16 protein-coding genes and 1 pseudogene are annotated in these 20,276 nt (G+C 44.1%); 3 read left to right on the top strand and 14 right to left on the bottom strand.

Annotated features, from left to right (window positions below; genetic code table 11):
• The first annotated feature begins 2 nt into the window (after positions 1–2).
• Positions 3–1,643: a response regulator gene (locus tag CRO25_RS05260; protein WP_079693686.1), complete on the top strand. Its 1,641-nt coding sequence runs from the start codon at positions 3–5 to the stop codon at positions 1,641–1,643.
• Positions 1,644–1,784: 141 nt separating this feature from the next.
• On the opposite strand, the gene CRO25_RS05255 is transcribed toward CRO25_RS05260, so the two are convergent.
• The 3 genes and pseudogenes from CRO25_RS05255 to CRO25_RS05245 form a co-directional block, all read right to left on the bottom strand.
• Positions 1,785–3,473 carry an extracellular solute-binding protein gene (locus CRO25_RS05255; RefSeq protein WP_079693687.1) on the bottom strand — a complete coding sequence of 563 codons (1,689 nt, stop codon included), beginning with the start codon at positions 3,471–3,473 and terminating at the stop codon, positions 1,785–1,787.
• A 200-nt stretch (positions 3,474–3,673) separates the two neighbouring features.
• Positions 3,674–4,387: a glycoside hydrolase family 16 protein gene (locus CRO25_RS05250; RefSeq protein WP_063563771.1), complete on the bottom strand. Its 714-nt coding sequence runs from the start codon at positions 4,385–4,387 to the stop codon at positions 3,674–3,676.
• 268 nt (positions 4,388–4,655) lie between these two features.
• Positions 4,656–5,889 (bottom strand): annotated as a pseudogene (locus tag CRO25_RS05245) (CocE/NonD family hydrolase); the annotation flags it as partial.
• A gap of 62 nt (positions 5,890–5,951) precedes the next feature.
• Here CRO25_RS05245 and CRO25_RS05240 point away from each other — a divergent pair.
• The gene (locus CRO25_RS05240) at positions 5,952–6,368 is read left to right on the top strand and encodes a TetR-like C-terminal domain-containing protein (RefSeq protein WP_256863534.1); all 417 of its coding nucleotides are present in this window, start codon (positions 5,952–5,954) and stop codon (positions 6,366–6,368) included.
• 343 nt (positions 6,369–6,711) lie between these two features.
• Here CRO25_RS05240 and CRO25_RS05235 read toward each other — a convergent pair whose 3' ends face one another.
• Positions 6,712–7,545 (bottom strand): alpha/beta fold hydrolase, encoded by an 834-nt coding sequence (locus CRO25_RS05235; protein WP_079693689.1) that lies wholly within the window; start codon positions 7,543–7,545, stop codon positions 6,712–6,714.
• Between the two features lie 69 nt (positions 7,546–7,614).
• On the opposite strand from CRO25_RS05235, the gene CRO25_RS05230 reads away from it, so the two are divergent.
• The gene (locus tag CRO25_RS05230; protein WP_143813178.1) at positions 7,615–8,211 is read left to right on the top strand and encodes a TetR/AcrR family transcriptional regulator; all 597 of its coding nucleotides are present in this window, start codon (positions 7,615–7,617) and stop codon (positions 8,209–8,211) included.
• A 314-nt stretch (positions 8,212–8,525) separates the two neighbouring features.
• Here CRO25_RS05230 and CRO25_RS05225 read toward each other — a convergent pair whose 3' ends face one another.
• The 10 genes from CRO25_RS05225 to CRO25_RS05180 all read right to left on the bottom strand — a co-directional run bounded on the left by CRO25_RS05225 (position 8,526) and on the right by CRO25_RS05180 (position 20,164).
• Positions 8,526–10,265 carry an ABC-F family ATP-binding cassette domain-containing protein gene (locus CRO25_RS05225; RefSeq protein ID WP_079693690.1) on the bottom strand — a complete coding sequence of 580 codons (1,740 nt, stop codon included), beginning with the start codon at positions 10,263–10,265 and terminating at the stop codon, positions 8,526–8,528.
• Positions 10,266–10,556: 291 nt separating this feature from the next.
• Positions 10,557–10,766, bottom strand: a complete 210-nt coding sequence (locus CRO25_RS05220; protein WP_063563765.1) for a hypothetical protein — start codon at positions 10,764–10,766, stop codon at positions 10,557–10,559.
• Positions 10,767–10,943: 177 nt separating this feature from the next.
• Positions 10,944–11,726, bottom strand: a complete 783-nt coding sequence (locus CRO25_RS05215) for an SDR family NAD(P)-dependent oxidoreductase (RefSeq protein WP_079693691.1) — start codon at positions 11,724–11,726, stop codon at positions 10,944–10,946.
• A 93-nt stretch (positions 11,727–11,819) separates the two neighbouring features.
• On the bottom strand, positions 11,820–12,395 hold the full coding sequence (locus CRO25_RS05210; protein ID WP_064637762.1) for a dihydrofolate reductase family protein: 576 nt from the start codon (positions 12,393–12,395) through the stop codon (positions 11,820–11,822).
• Between the two features lie 333 nt (positions 12,396–12,728).
• A complete protein-coding gene (locus tag CRO25_RS05205; protein WP_143806491.1) occupies positions 12,729–13,370 on the bottom strand; it encodes a hypothetical protein in 642 nt (213 codons plus the stop codon).
• A 638-nt stretch (positions 13,371–14,008) separates the two neighbouring features.
• Positions 14,009–15,283, bottom strand: a complete 1,275-nt coding sequence (locus tag CRO25_RS05200; RefSeq protein WP_079693693.1) for a glycoside hydrolase family 125 protein — start codon at positions 15,281–15,283, stop codon at positions 14,009–14,011.
• Between the two features lie 158 nt (positions 15,284–15,441).
• Positions 15,442–17,070 carry an alpha-galactosidase gene (locus tag CRO25_RS05195; RefSeq protein ID WP_090806720.1) on the bottom strand — a complete coding sequence of 543 codons (1,629 nt, stop codon included), beginning with the start codon at positions 17,068–17,070 and terminating at the stop codon, positions 15,442–15,444.
• Positions 17,071–17,078: 8 nt separating this feature from the next.
• Entirely contained in the window at positions 17,079–17,906 is an 828-nt protein-coding gene (locus CRO25_RS05190; RefSeq protein ID WP_079693694.1) for a carbohydrate ABC transporter permease, read from the bottom strand.
• On the bottom strand, positions 17,906–18,793 hold the full coding sequence (locus CRO25_RS05185; RefSeq protein ID WP_063563759.1) for a carbohydrate ABC transporter permease: 888 nt from the start codon (positions 18,791–18,793) through the stop codon (positions 17,906–17,908). Before CRO25_RS05185 ends, CRO25_RS05190 begins: the two co-directional genes overlap by 1 nt.
• Positions 18,794–18,898: 105 nt before the next feature.
• Positions 18,899–20,164, bottom strand: a complete 1,266-nt coding sequence (locus CRO25_RS05180; RefSeq protein WP_218843439.1) for an ABC transporter substrate-binding protein — start codon at positions 20,162–20,164, stop codon at positions 18,899–18,901.
• Between the last annotated feature and the right edge of the window lie 112 nt (positions 20,165–20,276).

The raw sequence follows: 20,276 nt of genomic DNA, 5'->3' as shown, positions 1-20,276 counted from the left end.
TTATGTTACAGATTTTATTAGTCGACGATGAACGTTCGGTCGTGGAGACATTAGCCGAAACCATTCCATGGGAAAGCTGCGGAATCAGTGTAGTCCACGAAGCGTTATCTGGTGATGTAGCGCTGGAGATTATGGAGAATCACGACATAGATATCGTAATTACGGACATACGTATGCCGGAGATGTCTGGTATCGCCCTTATTACGGCAATCCACGAACGATGGCCGCATGTGCAGACCATCCTTTTGTCAGGATACGCCGATTTTGAATATGCGAAGCAGGCTATTGCAAAAGAAAGCTTTGATTATTTGCTGAAACCGGTGAGCGATGAAGACCTGATCGAAACCATGCAGCGTCTCGTGGACCGGATCAAGAAAAAGTGGGAAACCGCGGCGTCATACCAACGGGCATTAAATGCTTTTCAGGATAACCTGCCTTTATTGCAATCCACTATGCTTCATGAATTGCTGACGGGTAAAACCTATTCCTCAGCAGTGCTGGCAGACAAGCTCGAGCTGCTGGAACTACCCTACTCGATTGATGAAGATCTAGGTATGCTGGTCATACGTATGGAGGAATACTTGTCCGAAATGGCACACAGCGACCTCTCATTAATGGAATATGCCATATGCAATATCATTAGCGAAGTGACGCATAATCATTTTCATATCTGGCACACACGAGATGTTCATGATTATCTTGTCGTCCTGGTCAGCGTCAAACATTCCGGCGCCAAGAATTTTAACAAGGATGAGAAGCCGCAAACGCTGCTGGAGCATTATGCGGCCCAGATCCAAACGAACGTGCAGTTGTACTTGAAAGGCGCCATCTCCATCTCAGTTTCCCGATGGGGCAAGTTTCCTTACGAAATTGGAGAAATATATGAGGGTGCCGTAAGGTCCATGCGAAAGCGGATGGGTCAAACACAAGGTTTGTTCGTGACGGCTTCGGATGAAACGGATGTCCATCCACTGCCAGCAATCCGTTCTCTCTACAAGCCACCAACACTCATTAGTCTGTTGGAAGCCGGACGTTTCGACGATGTGGAACAGAAAATCGAGGTGATTTTTGAAGAGCTGCTGCATTCGGGAGAGCATCATGATATCGTGGAGACGACGATTGAAGTGTACCATGCCTTAGCCGGGGCCTTTGCATATATAATCCACAAAAACGGGAAGCAGATCTCTACCCTCCTGCCCGCTGAAACATATCGGTATTTTCAAGCACCAAGTTATGGTACCGCACAGCAGTTGAAAGACTGGTCCATCCGGACACTCCATTACATAAGCGAAGATGCTGAACAAGAGCTGAAGGACAATCACAGCACCATCGTCCGCAGTGTCAAAAGCTTTGTGGACCTGCACCTGGCTTCAGACGTATCCTTGCCAGCGATTGCAGATCATGTTCACCTGCATCCTGTTTACTTATCCAAAGTCTATAAGGCAGAGACTGGAGAAGCCCTTACAGCATATGTATATCGATTACGAATGGAAAAAGCGGCCTATTATTTGCGGACGTCAGGCGCGAAGGTATTCGAAATAGCCGATCTTGTCGGATATAACAATACTGCATATTTCATACGTGTTTTCAAAAAGTTCTATGACCTTACTCCGCAAGATTACAGGGAGAATCTACCCGTCTGAACCTAACATCGTTCCGTCCATTTGCTATCTTAGCCGCTTTTCATGACGTATCTCCAAAAAAGGCATTGCCGGAGATCTTCTCCAGCAATGCCTCTTCAATTTGTTTAGCGCGTTTACAAAAATGCGGTGTTTTATTCGTTCTTATTTTCCGCTGGTTACAGACTGATACCACTCGTTCACTTCCTGCGTGATCTGATCCCCGCCAGAAGATTTCCACTTCTCAACAAAGGAGTCAATTGCGTCAATCGAAGTTTTGCCATAGATAATTTGAGCAAACATGTCCTTCTCCATCTTGGCTAAAATATCATTGTTCATCTGCATGGTCATCGTAGGAGCGCCAGTGAACATCTGGCTGTAAACAATGTCCTTTTGATCCAAAACAATCTTGGCTGCCTCCAGCATCGGTGCCGGTACTCCAGAATTGATTTTTTTCTCGAAAGGCGTCGTGGCCTCTTCGCCGCCGGCAAGCTTCGCTAGCGTTGTCATGCTCAAATTCGGAATTCGTGCTCCGTCAAAGGTCAACGTGTATTTCTCAGGAGCATAACCGTCTGTAAGGCTTGCATCCGTAGAAGGTTTACCATCTACCATTACCCAATCATATCCTTCGGCGAAGCCATGTTCGAATTCATCACCCTCCGGCGGATTGGCATAATGATCAAACAGATAATTTTGGTACGTGAAAAATGTTTCCGGGTTCTTCATATCCTTGTTAATCAGGATCACGCCGTTACCATTAGATGTACCATGTCTGCCTGCTTTGCCCTCAGGTCCGGCCGGAATTGGATACGCCTTGTATTCAGCTTCAGGATAATTTTTCTTCACGTCCTCCAGCGGCCATGACGGCATCCAGTGAGGCCCCACGACGATACCTGCTTTGCCTGCAGTAAACTCTTCAGCAGCCTTGGTCTCATCATATACGCCCGCTTCTTCAGGAATATACCCCTTGCTCATCCAATCTTGCAATGTAGCAAGAGCCTCTTTGGCGCCTGGCGTCACCGAGCCGTATTCAAGCTTTCCGTCTGCGGTCAGGTTCCACTGATTCGGCATCGTGCCATAAGCTCCAAAAATCCAGCCTGCATCAGACATCCAAGTATTTATCCAGTTCTTGAATCCGATCGTCAGTCCGAACGTATCCTTTTTTCCGTTTCCATCCGGGTCTTTATTTGTAAACGTTTCCATAATAACCTCAAGATCACTTAATGTTTCGGGTGCCTTCAGATTAAATTTCTTCATCCAGTCTTCCCGAACCCACATGACTGGGTCTCCGTTGTAAGCATAATCCAGAATGGGAATACCGATTCGTTTACCGTCCTGCATGTAAGGATACCACACGGAAGGATCTTCATTCACAGCTGATTTCCATGCATCGCTCGCATATTTATCAAATAATTCGCCGGCATCGACAAACTTGCCGGTTTCGATCAACTCACGCACCAGATTGAACTCGCCGCGATACGAAATAATGTCTGGCATTTCTGCATTGGAAGCAAGCGACAGACGCAGCTTCGTTTCAAAAGCGTTATTGGTGGACGGAGATACCCACTGATTTTTCAGTTCAATCCCCAGCTTGTCTTTTGCCCATCGGGTATGAACGTTGTTGTCCTGATCCTCTCCCGACTTGAACTTCACATCTGGTCCCCACGGCCGCAAATATGTGATGCTCACTGGCGGATCATATTTTCCATCCTTCAATTCCAATGCAGTACTTGGTGCACTTGGCTCAGCTTCTTTGCTCGGCCCGCTGCTACTGCATCCACTCAGGACGGCTGACAACGCGAACATCCCTGCCAGCGCCAAACTACCTATTCGTTTCTTTTTGCTAGTGTCCAACCTTTGTTTCCCCCTGTCTATGTAATGTTGTTTACAGAGTACATCATAATGAATAATCGATGTATAAGCCCATACTAATATTGCAACATTTATTGCATTAATTTAGGATATTGGAAAATGGATATGAATCTTGTATAAATGCAATCCTCTTGAGATACAAAAAAAAGCAGCCTGACGAACGGCTGCTTCTTCATGTGATTCTAGTTACTCGTATATTTCACCCAATCGTATTCAGCGTAGAGCGGATTAGCCCCGTTATATGGACCAAGCCAGTCGTCAACGCCAGTTCCGTTCCATAGGTTCATCATGATTTTGCCGGGTGTAATGGGAATGTTGGACGTTGCAGTATGTTTCAGCACACCGTCCACATACCATTTGATATAACCTGGTTGCCAATCGAAAGCATACGTATGGAAGCCTTGGGACGCATCAAAGCCAAGATTAATAATCTTCTCATGACCGCCGACTCCGTTCGTATAATAATTGAATTGGACTTTCGTAGTATCTTTTCCCAGGAATTCAATATCAATTTCATCCCACTGCGTGCCATTTGCAGGCCCTGTATAGGTGAAGAAGGAAGAAACGATTCCCGTATTCTTCGCAGGCTTCATGCTCACCTCGTACAAGCCATATCCATAATTGTTGGTTGATCGATATTCCCCGCAATCGAATTTGTTGTATGCAGAACTTGTTAAGCCGAGTCTGAGTTTACCGTCACTCGTAAAATTAACATTGTTAGCCCGCCAAGTACAATTGAACATTGAACCATTGGAGTAACCGTCTGCTTTTTGCCACGTACTCGGGTTGAAGTAACTTAATGGCTCCCAGAACACATACCCGGCGAAAGCGCTTACGGAAAAGAATAAAGAAACGAATCCTGACATAATTAATGTGTACCATGCCTTTCTTTTCATCATACACCTCCATCACTGATTCCAACCTGCAAGCAATCGTTATAAGTCAATTGGCATAAGTCATTCGTGAAAATCAACTACATTAATAGCCTTTCAACTTATAAAACGCTTTCATGGTTGGTGCTTCTATTTTATATGGATCAGGATAGGCGAACTATAACAAACTTTAAAGAATGAATATTCAATTTTCAAGATAATCATTTCTACATAGATTCTTTTCAAGAACTTCTGCCCAAAATAAATATGGGTTCATTAATCAGGGCTTTCACTACTCTTTCGAAGGAATCACCGGTACCAAAAGGAATGAATCATACTTTCCACCGACATAAATGGAATGAGTTCCTTTGTTCACTGTATCGGTGTGCCCATAACCCCTTGAACCTGTTGGGTTGTCATCGATAATGAAATCGCTACCTTTTATAACCAGCACCAGACTTTCCCCACTTTTGAGGAAGACGCTTAAAGGCAATATTTCAATTTCTACCGGCACGATCTCACCTTTAGTAAGCTTCAATAATCTCTTGTGCTTCAGTACAGGCTGATATGGCGTAGATTTCACAGGATCCAGCTCTCTATGGGAAACTCTTAACCATCCACTAGCCACCCGACCGTTTTCAAGATGGTTGAAGTCAGGCAAGAATACTTCATTACCCCGTCTGTCGAATTTCTTAATGCCGACAAAAAGATTCATTCTCCATACCTTTCAGGAAATAATCGAAGAACTCCTTCTGCTGTTCCAGCGATTCACGCAAATAGTAGGTTTCCCATTCCTTGCGGCCATGAACCAGCAGCCACTTGTCTTCGGATGGAGATTGTTTAAATCCTTCAAAGGTACCGCGGTTATGCAAACCTTGGGTGGACCAGCTGGCGCAAACAAACATGGGTACCTTTATATTGGACAATTGGACTTCTCTTTCCTCCCAGTGCTCATCGAGTAACGGATGCGCTTTTTGCTCCGCTACCATTTCTTCTATGTTGTTATTTGGCCACCGGGTATGCTGCAACTTCTCGAAATCAGCTGAGAAAAGCGTCTCCGGTATTCCACCGTGGAAGTACCATTCCCGGTAGAGATCAGAAGTCCCTTCCCACGGAATAATCGCCTTCAGATGAGGCGGATTCATAGCGGCTACCCGCCATTGGGTCATGGCCAAATAGGACACCCCGTTTAGTCCCACATTGCCATCGCTCCATTCCTGAACGCCGGCCCATTCGATGACTTCATAATAATCTTGAGTTTCCGTTTTCGTCCAAGGATAGAGATCCCCTTCCGAATTGGAACTGCCACGCGTTGCGATTTTAATCAATACATAATCGTTTGGTACCCAAAAACCGGGATCAGGTGACTCAAATGGTGCATAAAGAGAGGTCACGATCGTACCTACTGTCGGCCAGACTTGACGAAAAGTTTCATATGGAGGTAAACCGTCCTTATTATATGGATCCATGCTCATGACCACCGGAAACTGCCCAGGTTTATTCGGTCGGAAAATATTGACGTATATTGTGACCTTATGCTCACTATCAAGACAAATTTGATTTAATGACAAAATGCGAAGAGGAAATTATGCTTGATTTATCCAGACTTACGAAAGAAAGCTACCCAAGTGTTATTTCCGCACTTGAAACTGATTCAGAAACGTTAATGCCATTTACCTTTACTATTTCATTTTTTGAGTATTTAAATATAAATAGCGGATTTATGAAAGCCGTGTTAGGTCCAAATGGAGATTTAACATTTCAAACCAGATTGAAAGAATTCATGTGGGAAACACTCTATGGAAACAATCCAAATGCTTTTTTAAAGGAAGAAGATTTCCTTGTTCCAGGACAATATTTAGCTGCTTATATCGGAAGTGCGATTATAGGGGTATTTCAACAATGGTTGGAAAGTGGCACAAAAGAATCTCCTCTTGAAATGGCTCGTATCCTAACAACCATTTCGGTTAATGGTCCCTTCTTCGCAGCTGGTTTAAAAAAATAATTCACCCAGAGAATCTGATTTTGACATTAATCATGGGTCGTAAGGAATGTGAATACTAACCGACAGCGCCAGGAATCAGGACTATTGTCGAATTCTTGCGAAACTAAATAACCAGCCGCCGGTAGGATTACGGCGACTGGTTACTTAAAAGAACAGTATTATATGAAACTCTACACTAATATGCCAATGATCGGCACGTAGTTGACGCTGTGTAGGGAAACTTCGAATGCAGCCAGCTTGCCTTAAACCAGGGACGGATGATTGCTCATCAACCCCTTTTAACATATCCTTCTCAGTGCTCTACTCTCAAATTCACTTTGACAGCTTTTCACCGCTTCTTACATTAAACAAACAATTCTTCTAAAGTGTGAGCAAATTCCTGCGGCTTTTGAGCATAGCCTAAATGAGCGCCTGCGATGGAGTGAATCGGTAAACCAAGTTTCTCGGATAAGTCTTTGACTACATCTTGAGGAAAGGAGCCAACGGAATCTGTTCCATTAAATAAGACAATTTTAGCTTTTTGATCGGTCAGCTTGTTGATATCGATTTTACGGCTAGTATATTGGCGAATTTCATATTTGAACCAATCAACCATTCCTTTAACCACGGGATTATCAACATTTTCAATCGAAACTGCTGGCTTAGCCATCATCTGGGTATCCATCGGAACGGTATGCATAGCTTCAGCGAATAGTTTCATGGCTGCTGCCATTCCCTCTGTTTGAAAAGTTTCAACTATTTTATCATTCATTGCTGCCCATTCTGCGGAATCAGCCAAAAATGTGTTAATAGGCGGTTCATGGAATGCAATTTTTTTAACAATATCAGCATGGTCTTGCAAGGTTTCCATTGCGACAATTGCTCCTGAACTGCTGCCTAAAATATATATAGGTTCATCACTTAGATGTTTTGCCAAAGCAGCTACATCATTAGCGTCGGTTTCAAGACGGTACGTGCTATGTGGATTGTGAGCATCTTCTGGCAACGGTGATGTTAATTCACTCTGTCCGTAGCCGCGGCGGTCATATGTTACCACAGTATATCGGCTTTGTAGAAATTTTGCGGTGCCCGTATAAATATCCCCAGTGCCATTAGCTCCCGGAATAAAGAGGAGAACAGGACCTTGGCCCACTGTTTCATAATGTAAATTGGCACCATTAACTTGTAATCTGCTCATTGGAAATCGCTCCTTTAAAAGTATTTGAAAACTATTGCTAACTCATGACATGAACTATATACTCATGGTATGAGTTGGTCAAGTCAGCAAACAAAAAAGGATGGAATTATGACAAAGAGAATTAGTTTATCAAGAGAACTTGTCCTTGAACAAGGATTAAAAATCAGCAGTGAACTGGGCTTTGATAAGCTGACCTACAACGGGTTGGCCCGTTCATTATCCATTCAGCCACAGTCGTTATATCGGTATGTAAGTAATTTGGAGGATTTAAAAAGTGGAGTTGTAGCTATCTACATAAAGGGCTTGGTCGACTTAATCTACCATGAATTATTAGCGTACTCTGGAAAAGACGCGTTACGTAAATTCGCATTATGCGTAATTTCATATTCACAATCTAAACTCACATTCCCAGAAATGGTTGGAGGACTGGCTGAATTCAGCTATACCGAAGCCGTTTCGCAACAAATGGAACATTTGCATAACATTTTAGTTGAACTTATTAAAGCCATTACAAAAGATCAATCAAAGATTGAACAAAATGAACAATTATTTCTGAGTTATGTACTTGGACATCTGCAACTCATGAATAATGGGATTGCTCCGAAAAAAGTAAATATTCAACAAAACTTTGAAGAGAACATTGAACGATTATTCTCGTTATTTTAATGGAGGCGACTTTTATTATCCTTATCTGAATTACAATTATTCCTTAAAGTTACTCATGCGGATCAGAAAGTTGGACTCCATCCTCATAGCAACAAACTATTAATGAGAAGAGTCAATGGTCCTTTATAGGAAGGAAGAATCATTACCTACTGTTCTAAAATAAAAGCACCCCAAGTGAACCACTGACTACGACAAGAGCTATCAAGAAATCAATGCAATAAAAAAGACACTGATATTTTATTCATCAGTGTCTTTTTTATGGATACTTTTCAACCAACATCATGTTTCATCGTTGAACTCAAGACTAATTCACTTTAAAGCAACTTAATTAGCTCTTCTAGCTCATCGACCAAACCTTTTGCAAGTTCAAAATTCGTATCTTTTAAAGCCAATTCTATTTTCATTTCAACAGACTTTTTCTTTTGTTCAATTTCTAGATAGTCTTCATTAAAATGACTCGCATAAATCATCTGTCTAAATTCTAGTATACTCATTTTACTAATCGTCTTGTCCTCAATAATTAAAACATAATCCATACCATTAACAACAGAATAGAAATCATGAGAAATCATGAGAATCGCACCTTTGTAGTCCTCAATAGCTTTCTCCAATGCGATTTGTGTATAGATATCTAAATGGCTTGTCGGTTCATCAAGAAGCAGTAAGTTTGCTTGACTGGCAGAAACTTTAGCCAACTGAAGCATATTTTTTTCTCCGCCAGATAACGATTCGATCTTTTGATCCAGGATTTCTCCTTCAAAGCCATAGTTTGAAAGATACGATCTAATCTCATCATAAGTTTGAAACCCGGCATCTATGAATTCATTTAGTATAGTATTCGAATCTTTTAGCATTTCGCCTTGAACCTGAGATAAATAAGCCACATTAACCTCAGCATTTATTTCAATGGAATCCTGATTATTTTTAAAGATTTCTCGGAGTAAAGTCGTTTTCCCGGTACCGTTCGGACCGATCAGGGCTACTTTATCTGTCGATTTGATCTCGAAGTTCACTTTTTCCAAAAGCAACTCGTCAAAGGAAACGCTATAATTATTAACGTTAACCACAACGGTGTCTTCCATTTCCTTATCGATACCAAAACTGATATTCGGCTGCTTGATATCGACAAATGGCTCTTTGATTCGACGTGCTTCCAATCTCTCTTGAAACTTGACTCTGGCTTTTAACGCTCTGCCTCTGGAGGCTTCCGAATTATACGTGGCAATCTCTCTAAGATTGTCGATGATGTGATCGTATCTCTCAATTTCTTCAGCTTCAGCAACCGCAATTTCTTGCAGCTCGATCTTAGTCTGAAGCAGCGAGAAGTTATAATCGATATACCGCCCATCAAACTCTTGGATCTCCGTGTTTTCAAGGTGTATAATTTTGTTGAAACAATGATTCAATAGATATCGGTTGTGTGTCACAACTAGCAGCATTCCCTTGTGGGAATTAATCAATTTTTTGAGCGCATTTAGGTTTTCAAAGTCTAAAAATACATCGGGTTCGTCCATAATCATTAAGTCTGGACGACTGAGCATTTCCTTCATCACTTGAATAAGTTTGAATTCCCCACCACTCACATCGGATATACTAAGATCCTTGAGCTTCATGAGGTTGGCCAGGTTTAGCTGCTTATTAATGGTGTTTTCGAAATTATCCCCATCCATTGCCTCGAAGGCATCCAAAGCCAATTGAACCTTTTCCAGCAGCGAATCCATATCCGACGTGGTAGCCATCTCCGCATAAATGGCTGTGATTTCATCTTGCATCTTGATGAATTCTTCTCCGATATATTCAAAAACGGTCATTTCTTTCGTTTTTTCGATTTGCAAGAACTGACTTACATACCCAATTCTGCAAGTTGGGTCTATCTCTAACTTGCCATCGAACAAATATCTTTCCGGATCCATCAGTATATCTATCAGTGTACTTTTCCCACTGCCACTTGTTCCGATAAAAGCGCAATGTTGTGCCTCTTCAAACGTAAATGAAATGTTATTATATAGTTCCTTTTGTGGAAATGAGAAGGATAAGTTATCAACTTTTATCATAGTGTTACCTTTCTTTACAACTAAAATGGTGACTATTATTAAATATATTGTCGAACACAGACTTTTAGAGTAACACTGTTTACCCCCAAGTTCAATCTATTTGTAGCCCCTTACCCTCACTTCGAAATTCTAGTACTTTCTTTAAAATGGTGACTTGTTGGACGATTCTCAGAATTAACCATTGAACTTGTACCGTAAAAACAAAAAAAGCCGCTAATTGCGACTTTCAAAGGGATCTACCTTTCCCCCGACACATGTACGTACCGGTTCCAGTCATTTATAACACTCCCTTCACTCTTTCTTTTTTTTGAAGAAATCGAACTTGATCACATAATCAAAGAGAAAGGTGATTGCAACAGCTCCAAGTGGAATCATTGCATAGGCCCAAGGCGGATTATTCGGAGCTTCACCAGGGGGTGCGTCAATTAAAATCTCAAAAAGAACAACACAGTAAATTACGGCCAAAACAATACCTGTTACGTTCCTATCTTTTTTACGCATAGCTACTTTCACCTCCCTTACTTACGTTATTCTTCCCGTTAATCGACACCATGTTCTTATCGATTCCAGCATTCGGTACAAACTCTTATCCCTTGCCATTATTTTTCAGGAAAAAAAGCCCCAATTTGGGGCTTGTTATTGAGTCACACTATTAACATATACCCCTACATATCATTTTTATAATGCAGAGGATGTACCACCATCTATGTTCACGGCAGTTCCTGTTACATAGGAGGCTGCACCCGACACAAGAAAAGCAATCACTTTTGCCGCCTCTTCTGTTTGACCTATTCTCTTGAGTGGGATACCGTGAATGGGGTTAGAAGCGAACTCCTCCCAACTCTGCTCTGGTGCTGAAGCCTTCCACATCCGCTCAATCTGATCGCTACGAATCAGACCGATGCACACGGCGTTAACACGAATATTGTCCTTGGCGAGGTCTTTGCTCATGGCCTTCGTTAGTGCAAGTCCTGCCGCCCGACTGACTGATGTTGGCAAAGATGATGCAGATGGTGTCTTCCCTACAGTCGCCGTCACATTAAGGATGGAACCGCCACCTCTTTGACGCATATGAGATACTGCTGCCTTAGAACTGTGGACTGCTCCTAACAATTTCAAATCCAGATCTGAATACCAACTTTCGCTGCTAACCTCTTCAAACGGATTAGCCGCAGCCGTTCCAGCATTGTTAATCAAAATATCCAATCCACCGAAATGCTGCACAGTCTGCTCTACCACACCTCGTACCTCTGCTTCTACTGAAATATCTGCAGAGATGACCAGTGCATCTGTCCCTGTCGTTTGCTTAATACGTTTCGCCGCAGCTTGAAGCGCCTCTTCGTTGCGGGCAACGATTGCCACCTTTGCGCCTTCCGATGCTAGAACAACTGCTGTCTCTAGTCCAATTCCTTTGCTACCGCCTGTTATTAGTGCAATTTTATCCTTTAATCCTAAATCCATTTGTATTTCCTCCCTTATTGCCTCCACTAATTGAACTAGACTGGTTATATTCAACTATCATTCCCGTTAGCGTAATCATCTTAAGTGACAAGGTCATCTTACCGTCTGGTAAACGAGGCCTATCGCTCCAGAATCAAAGGTCTTGTTTTCGATTAGCTTAAGATTGATCTTCTCCTTGAGACCTTGGAATAACGGCAATCCTTTACCGATCAGGACAGGAGAAACCGTAATTTTATACTCATCAATTAAATCAAGCTGCATAAGATGGTGTGCGAACCTAGGACTACCGAGGATGACCATATCCTTGCCTGGCTGCTGTTTGAGACTATTGATCTCTTCCTCGACATTTTCTTTCACGAGTCTGGAATTATTCCATTCAACTTTCTCCAGCGTCGTGGAAAAAACGATTTTGGCTGTGTTTTCGATCCACTCGGCATGATTCCGTTCATGCTGCGAAGCTGATGGGTTTGAAGGTACAGATGGCCAGTAACTGTGCATCATCTGATAAGTCCCACGCCCCCAAATGACAGTGTCGGCAGTACTCAGAATTTCTTTCGCGTGTTTCTCCAAATCAGCATCGTAGGAAACCCAGCCAATGTCCATTTCACCATTCGGCCCTTCTACAAAACCGTCAAGCGATGCGTGCAGAAATAGAACGAGTTTTCTCATTTTCAGTTCTCCTTTGTTCAAGAGGGATATTTACATTTTACATTTACTACATTTTACCATAATTTAAGTTGGGTTGTTTCTTATGGATTGCTAATCTCTAACCTGTCCGTTAACAAAAATAGCAGCTGAATTTGGTATTACCCCCTTTTAGTCGATAAGGGATCAAAGACATCTTTAAGATGGACTTATCTTGCCTAACGAAGGGGATAACACCAATATTGCCACTTTCAAAGTTGATCAGTTTCATATCCATCGATATTTATTCCCGACCGTAAAGTAAATTACACCATCAGTCTATTAATAACTACAACGCCTTTCGCGAGTGTAGTTCATTTATTGTGCTTGTTGTTCATCTGCATAATACCTTTCATATTCTTTAGTCAACGTGTAACGCTGTACACCTTTGCACGCATTCATCGCTTCCTTAGCGTGCTGGATAGCCAGTTCGCGCCGACCCAATTTGCGTTCTAACTCAGCAAGAAGTGCAGATAGCATCCATTGTCTTCTAATCGATTTCAGGTGCTCCCTTGCTTGCTCACTCTTCTCTTCCTCCAAAAGCAAAAACGTCTCGTAATATGTACGGTAATCTGATCTGCGCATCTGGAGTACCGCTTGCCGAACGGCAGTTATGTCCTTGCGATAAGCACCGTAAGCTGCCTGATATATCGCTTGCCTCGATTTTTTCGTCGTCTGTTTTCTAAGTTTCTCCATCGTGAACTCGACTTCATCATCCAGTCTGTTGGCAGTCACATAATAAATATAAATATAGGGCGTATGATGATTTTTACGTAAAAAAGCTTCCACACGGTCCATCCGGGTTTCCCATGCCATTGGGTATAAAACGTGAATCGTAAACGCAATAACTGTGGCGACCATCACCGTTCCTACGATAAGATAAACAGATTGTTCATTCCACAACATCACCAGCACAAATACAAATACAACGGAATAAAACGCAACATTCCACCTACTCATTCTCATCTATCATTCCCTTCAGCATCTAAATCATGAAGTATCTATTATATCAGAATTAAAACTATATATTGTATAAATTTAGGAGACAAAGATTGATATCACCAACAAAATAGAATTTCAACAGATATGGTGAAAACAAGTCTTCGATTGCCACTTCACACATTGCACTTTGGAAAATCAAATGATTTATTGCTTCATAATTATACATATCTGTTCAGGATCCTCGCGTTTAAGTGTTGCCGGGGTTTTGTATTGAAAATATAGCCACTCACTGGGATTACCTGCTACCCCTGGTGAGTACAATGCATATTTGAGAAACGTGCTTCCTGTACGCTGTGAGAACCATACGTATAGCTCGCTGTATGTAATGACAACAAAACAGGGCATCTTCAGTAGATGCCCTGTTTTGTTTCAAAAAATGGTCTTCCATTCATCACACTTGTTAAACACCCAAATTTGTTTTGTATTCAGCATTTTGCAAATGTCCGAACTGCTGAAATATTCATCCCCGTCCCAGTTTCTAAATGAGCCACTGAAACAATACAGATTCCGCTTAAGGTCCGTATTAGGTTTAGGTTCTGGGTTGAGATTAGAGTTGAGATTGGAATTGAGATTAGAGCCTGATCGAATCTCGATTCTTATTCTCCTTCATCGACATATTTCATTATCAGCTCACTGCAAATGGAGTTGGCCCAGGCGAACCAAGGTCTGGTGAATTTCCCGGGATCATTGACATCAAAACCTTCATGCATAAACCCGGTATCGGCATCTGTTGTCTCCAGCAGAACCAGCAACTGTTCCAGCTCTTCAGGGTCCTCGGTAGTCAGCCCTTGCATCGCCAAGGCAATATGCCAGATGTAATTATGCGGGGTATGCGGACTACCAATCCCCTTTGCTTTTTCACCAGCAAAATAATTGGGATTATCCTTACTCAGAATAAACCGTCGGGTGTTCAAGTACACCGGATCATCGGCCTTGCAATATCCAAGATAAGGAAGGGACAACAGGCTGGGCACATTCGCGTCGTCCATCAGATTGTAGTTGCCCATTCCGTCCGTCTCATAAGCATAGATTCGTCCATATACGGGATGCTCCGTGATCGCATACGTCTGAATGCCTTCTTCGATCTCATCCAGCAGCAGCTGGGACCGGCGGCCGATATCCTGATGTCGTAGTACATCTTTATTAATCTCCACAATATAGCGCAGAGCCACGGCAGCGAACATATTCGCCGGAACCAGATACCCGTAAGTGCAAGCATCATCGCTTGGACGGAAGCCGCTCCAGGTCATCCCGGTATAAGCTACAGGCGTGCCGCGCCCACCATAACTCAGCGTATCCGTCTCCGGGCAGTTCAATCGCTCAAACGTGTACGGAGATTGCTCGTGGCGCTGTTCTTTTGTCCACAGATCGAGGATATTCAAAACTGCTTCCTGAAAAACATCGTCGAAAATCTCAATATCGCCGGTTGCCTTCCAAAACAGATACGCCAGCTGTATCGGGTAACATAGGGAGTCGATCTCGTATTTGCGTTCCCACACCCAAGGATTATGTTCGGTAATATCGTCCTTGTGGCCGTGATTATTGCCTTCACGGTTGAACGCATTGGCATACGGGTCCAGATTAATGTAAAACATTTGCTTGCGGATTACCCCTTTGATCATATCAGCTAGCTCGGAGTCCTTCACGGCATCGCCAATATAGTGCCGCACCTGGGCAGAGGAATCTCTCAGCCACATTGCCGGTATATCTCCCGTAATTACAAAAGCCGTTCCGTCTTCAAGTTGCTGAAAGGTGGTCTCCAGCGTGTTGGGATAACAGTTCTGGAACAGCTGCGCCAGTTTGGGGCGGTGGGAAAGCTTGCTTGTTACACGTTCAATCGTCTCCTTGATAGCGGTGATGTCAGATTTCATTTCCATAATCCTCCGTTGTTAATTATTATTCTATCTATATTTGGGCTGAGCCAAACTCAGCGGTTCACGTTGTGAATAAAGACGCTACATATTCAAAAGGTTCTTATGCTCTATTCGCACTTTATATCAACCTCTGATTCTTAAATTCAGCCTCTATATCAGTTCCAGCTAAAATAGCCCGAGCAGGCTTCGATACTCCCCTTATCCGTCCAGTCATAATCTGAAATTACCCCACCCGATTTCCAGCGGGAAGGTGCCATATTGGAGAGCCAGTCCAATGGCTCAGAGACTGCTGTAGCTATAGCTGCCCGTTCAAAGGCTTCGGTGACCGCCTTGCGCTGTTCACTGCCCATGGCTTTGGGATCGGCCGACACGAAGAGCGGGGTGCCGCTGCGCGACAGAACATCCAGCCACTGTCTGTTCATTTTCCAATCCACATTGTTTGTCAATCCCACACAATCAGCGTCAACGGCATAGAGCGTGTCATGCTGAGGCATTCGGAAGGCCAAGGTGTTGATCCCCATCCGGCGAGTGCGTTCCCATTGAAGACCACTGGTATCGTCGCCGGTACGCTGAATTTCAAAGATGCCTGCCGACAAGTGGGACAGTGTGTTGCAGCCGATAATGAGCGTATCTCCAGCATTACGTTTGATCGCCTTGTACAACGCAAGAATAATCTCTGCAGATGTTCTGGAACGGTCGGCGAAATGCCAGCCGTCATCGGTAATACCCATGCCAAAGCGGCTGCCCCAACGACCAAACAGATCATAGGTTGTAAAATCATGCTTCAGCAACTTGTAGCCCCAGCCTGTATAACGGGCTACATAGTCTGCGATGGACTCCAGCACCTCCGGAATGCTGGGATCCAGAATGTAACCTTCCGGCTGTTCCGCTTTTGCTAATGGATTGTTTAGCAGCCACTCCTTGGGCGAATCCATCGTTGTCAACAGCGGGCGGAACCACATGCCAGGACGCACGCCCGTCTCTGTCATTTGCCTGGCCAGCTGTTCCATATCCGGGAACAGCTGCTCGTCCGGCAGCCATGGCTGATGGCGGCTCGCGGCAAATTTGCCCCAGTTTTTCTGCCAACCGTCGTCAATGACCATGTATGGACGATTGACAGAAGAAGTGGCCAGCGAGGACATCAGCTTGCTGTCTTCAAGAATCTGTCCATGGGAGCTGTGCCCATAGGCATAATACCAGTTGTTTCCCCCGTAGACGGGGAATTTCGGCAGCACCGGTTGCTCGCACATTACACGGCAGAACGCCTGCGTTGCCTCAAATGGTGTCTCTCCAAGCTCTCCCTTACGGCTGACCACTTCAGCCGCCTCGAGCTGGCGACCACTCAGTAGCACGCCCGTACCCCCGCATCGCACATCAAGGACCAGCGTCACCCAGTGGGCGTCGACGAACCAACAGCATAGCGAGGCAGGCCCGGTCTTCACGCCGTAACCATGCGTGATGCCGTCTTGGAGGGCCATGAAATACCAGGGCATCTCCCGGTCTGGCATAATACCCGCCCATTGCAGATCACCATAAGATCTCTCCCAGTGGTCGCCGAGCAGTCTAACATGCTCGCCGATCTCCCGGTTCCATCTCAGCGCAATCCGGCTAACCGGAGTCTGATCGGCAGATAGACTCACGCCTAGGCTTCCGGTCTGCTTACGTACCTCTACCCGGATATCCTTATCCGTATATACGCCGCTTTGTGACTCCATGCGGCTCCAGCTTTTGTCCTCCTGGACCAATACGATTTCGGGAAGTTCAATAAGATCAAGATAAGCCATACCATTCCTCACCCTTTCACAGCACCCGATGAGATGCCTTTAATAAATTGTTTCTGGAAAATCAGAAATAACACAATCATAGGTGCCGCCGACATTAAACAACCCGCCGCCACCCAGTTCATCTGCGATTGGTACTGCCCAACGAATCTGGACAAAGCCACCGTAAGATTCTGCACATCCTTGTTCTGCAAAATATAGAGCGACATGCCGTACTCGTTCCAGATACCCACCCCTTGTAGAATTACCACTGACGCCGTAATCGGCTTCAGCAGCGGCAGAATCAGCTTGAAGAAAATACCGATTCGGCTCGCACCGTCAATATAACCGGCTTCATCCAGTTCTTTGGGGATCGAACTGATAAAGCCCGTATAAAGAAAGATGGACATCGGCAGTGAGAAGGCCGTCTGAACCAGAATCGCTCCCCATAGCGTGTTCAGCGCATGCATTTTGATCAAAATCATATACAGTGGCACAATCAGCGTCAACGAAGGAATGATCATACAAGCGATAAAGGTGGTATAGATCGCTTTATTCAGTTTAGACTTGTTTCTTGACAGCGGGTATGAGGCCATAGAAGAGACCAAAATAACAAGTAGTAACGTAAAGATCGTAATAATAATATTGTTCATGAAAGCTGTGCCGAGACCCGCGCTTTTCCAAGCATCCACAAAGTTCGCAAATACAAACTCTTTCGGAATGCTGATCGTTGACTTGTAGTCGGTTACATCCTTCAGTGAGATGTTGATCATCATATAGAAAGGGATCAGCGGAATCAGGCATATAATTAGACTGACAACGGCAATGAAGATTTTCTTGACGGTATTATTCCGCTTCATCAATATTCGACCTCCCGTTTCCGCAGATTACCCAGCACAAGCAGACCGACGACACCGATAATGACGAACATAAAGTTTCCGACCGTTGTGGCATAGCCTGCATCCTGCTGCCCCGAGTAGACGGAGTACATGAACGTGGACAGGGACGAGGTTGTATATCCAGGTCCGCCATTCGTCAAAGCCATGATAATATCGAACAACTTGAGACCGCCGATAAGATTGTACACGACATTAATGGTGATGGCTGGCATAAGCAGCGGCAAGGTAATCGATCTGAACTTGGCAAAAGCAGAGGCACCATCCAGATCGGCCGCTTCATAGTAATCGGAAGATATCGACTGGAGTCCAGTCAGATAGATAATCATCGCCGGTCCAATGAACTGGAACGTATTCACAATAATGATGCTGGTTACAGAGCTGCTCCATTGATTAAGCCAGTTCTTCGGCTCTATGCCGAACCAGGAAATCACTTCATTCATCGTTCCGCCGTTATATTGGAAGAAATAGTACAAGATGTACCCCATAATGAGCGGTGAGACAATAACGGGCAAATACACGATCGTGCGGACAACGCCCCGCAGACGGAATTTCATATCCACAAACAGTGCATACAGCAGCCCGAATAAGTTCTGGAAGACGGTACTCAGAATTCCATATAAAAAGGTATTGAAAATGACAAGCCCCATATCTTTATCCGCAAACAGGCGGGCGTAATTTTTCCACCCAATAAAATTCCGTGCTTCAGAGTAACCGTTCCAGTCAGTAAATGAGATCATAATACCCTGAATGAACGGGTAGGCAATAAAAACAAAGAAAAAGATCAGTGCAGGAATGTACATCACGTTGATGCTTGACTGGGAATGTCTTATCTTTTTGAAGGTGTTCATTCGGCTTTACTCCTCCTATCTGTATTGCTTATCTTTGGCCTGAAATGAAGATACCTTCATCAGTCCCAAAGAGGGAACTTATGAAGGTACGTTATCCATCAAACCTTATTTATCGAGCAGCCGGGTATAACTATCATTCATGTCCTTGGCAAATTGATCCACGGAGTACGACCCGGTGAACAGCATTTGACCGTATTTGGAGATAGCATCCCACATTCCACTTGGCAGGAAGGCCCGGTCAAAATAAGGCACAATTCTCGCATTCTTGGAAGCTTCGTAATACGGCGTCATCTCACCCAAGTCCACATTGACATCGGTAAAGGCCGAGCGGATATTCGCTTCTTCACAGAGCTGCTTGTTGATCTCTGGCTTGGCAAAATACGCGATGTATTTCTTGGCTGCTTCCATATGCTTCGTGTTCTTCGAGATCCCCCAGGCATCAGTCTCTCCACCAACCAATACAGGCTCATCCTTATCCGAGAAGGTTGGAATTGGGAAGAATCCGATTTTCACATTGGGATTGTATTTCACTGCGGAATCCTTGATTCCAAATCCGGTGATAGCAATAAGCGCCTCATTGTTAGCAATGGCTTTGGCAGTATCGTCATTCTTGGCCGTAAGAATATCCACGTTGACATAACCCTTGGCTTTCATAGTCTGGAACAGCTCGCCAAGCGGCTTATAGTGATTCCAATCGAACGTGCCGTTCTTCAATTCTTCGCCGTAGTTATTGTTGCTGTCTGTCGTAAGCAGTGTGCTGGAGAAAAAATCTACAGCCTGGCCGATCGGCCAGCCGTCGCCACCGCCAATATGGATCGGAACTACTTTACCACCACTCTCGGTTTTAACCTTCTCACACAATGCCAGCAGCTCATCTACCGTCTTCGGCACTTGAAGATTGTATTTCTCAAACAGATCCACATTGTAAGCGATTGCAGAAGTGTCAGAATCAATCGTCATAGACAGCACCCGGCCATCCGCATCCGTTACCTGCTCTTTCAGGGAAGGAATTAAGCGGGGTACCCATTCCTCATTCGAGAGATCGGCCAGTTGGTCGCTGTACTTGCCAATGGCCCAGCCATGTGTTGACCAGATATCCGGCATCTCATCCGATGACATCTTGATCTTCAGGATGTTCTCATATTCCTTACCCGGGGCATTGAAATCAATTTTGATGCCTGGATTCTCTGCTTCGAATTGTCTCGATACTTTCTCCAGAGCGGCTGCACCTTCACCACTACGCTGGGTCCATACGGATAAAGTAATGGTATCTTCCTTACTGGAACCTCCAGATTCCTTGCTGGAGTTGGAGCTGGAACAGCCGGTAAACAGTGCGGCAACCATCGTCAGCATCATTGAAACCGCTAACATTCTTTTCAATCTTTTTCCTTTTGCCATCTGTCTGATTTCCCCTTCTGCATTTGTATTTGTAAGGCTTAATTCAATTCTAGGGCAGCCGCAACTGAATGTGCAGATAGCCAAT

The organism is Paenibacillus sp. RU5M (assembly GCF_900221055.1).
Classification (GTDB): domain Bacteria; phylum Bacillota; class Bacilli; order Paenibacillales; family Paenibacillaceae; genus Paenibacillus; species Paenibacillus marchantiae.
This window is presented reverse-complemented; position numbering and strand designations above follow the sequence as displayed.

Coding starts and splice junctions, on each gene's coding strand:
- CRO25_RS05215 (WP_079693691.1), bottom strand. CDS start 11,726: ATGGATTTAGGATTAAAGGATAAAATTGCACTAATAACAGGCGGTAGC.
- CRO25_RS05180 (WP_218843439.1), bottom strand. CDS start 20,164: ATGTTAGCGGTTTCAATGATGCTGACGATGGTTGCCGCACTGTTTACC.
- CRO25_RS05205 (WP_143806491.1), bottom strand. CDS start 13,370: ATGAGTAGGTGGAATGTTGCGTTTTATTCCGTTGTATTTGTATTTGTG.
- CRO25_RS05200 (WP_079693693.1), bottom strand. CDS start 15,283: ATGAAATCTGACATCACCGCTATCAAGGAGACGATTGAACGTGTAACA.
- CRO25_RS05235 (WP_079693689.1), bottom strand. CDS start 7,545: ATGAGCAGATTACAAGTTAATGGTGCCAATTTACATTATGAAACAGTG.
- CRO25_RS05190 (WP_079693694.1), bottom strand. CDS start 17,906: ATGAAGCGGAATAATACCGTCAAGAAAATCTTCATTGCCGTTGTCAGT.
- CRO25_RS05210 (WP_064637762.1), bottom strand. CDS start 12,395: ATGAGAAAACTCGTTCTATTTCTGCACGCATCGCTTGACGGTTTTGTA.
- CRO25_RS05185 (WP_063563759.1), bottom strand. CDS start 18,793: ATGAACACCTTCAAAAAGATAAGACATTCCCAGTCAAGCATCAACGTG.
- CRO25_RS05240 (WP_256863534.1), top strand. CDS start 5,952: ATGCTTGATTTATCCAGACTTACGAAAGAAAGCTACCCAAGTGTTATT.
- CRO25_RS05250 (WP_063563771.1), bottom strand. CDS start 4,387: ATGAAAAGAAAGGCATGGTACACATTAATTATGTCAGGATTCGTTTCT.
- CRO25_RS05220 (WP_063563765.1), bottom strand. CDS start 10,766: ATGCGTAAAAAAGATAGGAACGTAACAGGTATTGTTTTGGCCGTAATT.
- CRO25_RS05195 (WP_090806720.1), bottom strand. CDS start 17,070: ATGGCTTATCTTGATCTTATTGAACTTCCCGAAATCGTATTGGTCCAG.
- CRO25_RS05260 (WP_079693686.1), top strand. CDS start 3: ATGTTACAGATTTTATTAGTCGACGATGAACGTTCGGTCGTGGAGACA.
- CRO25_RS05230 (WP_143813178.1), top strand. CDS start 7,615: ATGAGTTGGTCAAGTCAGCAAACAAAAAAGGATGGAATTATGACAAAG.
- CRO25_RS05225 (WP_079693690.1), bottom strand. CDS start 10,265: ATGATAAAAGTTGATAACTTATCCTTCTCATTTCCACAAAAGGAACTA.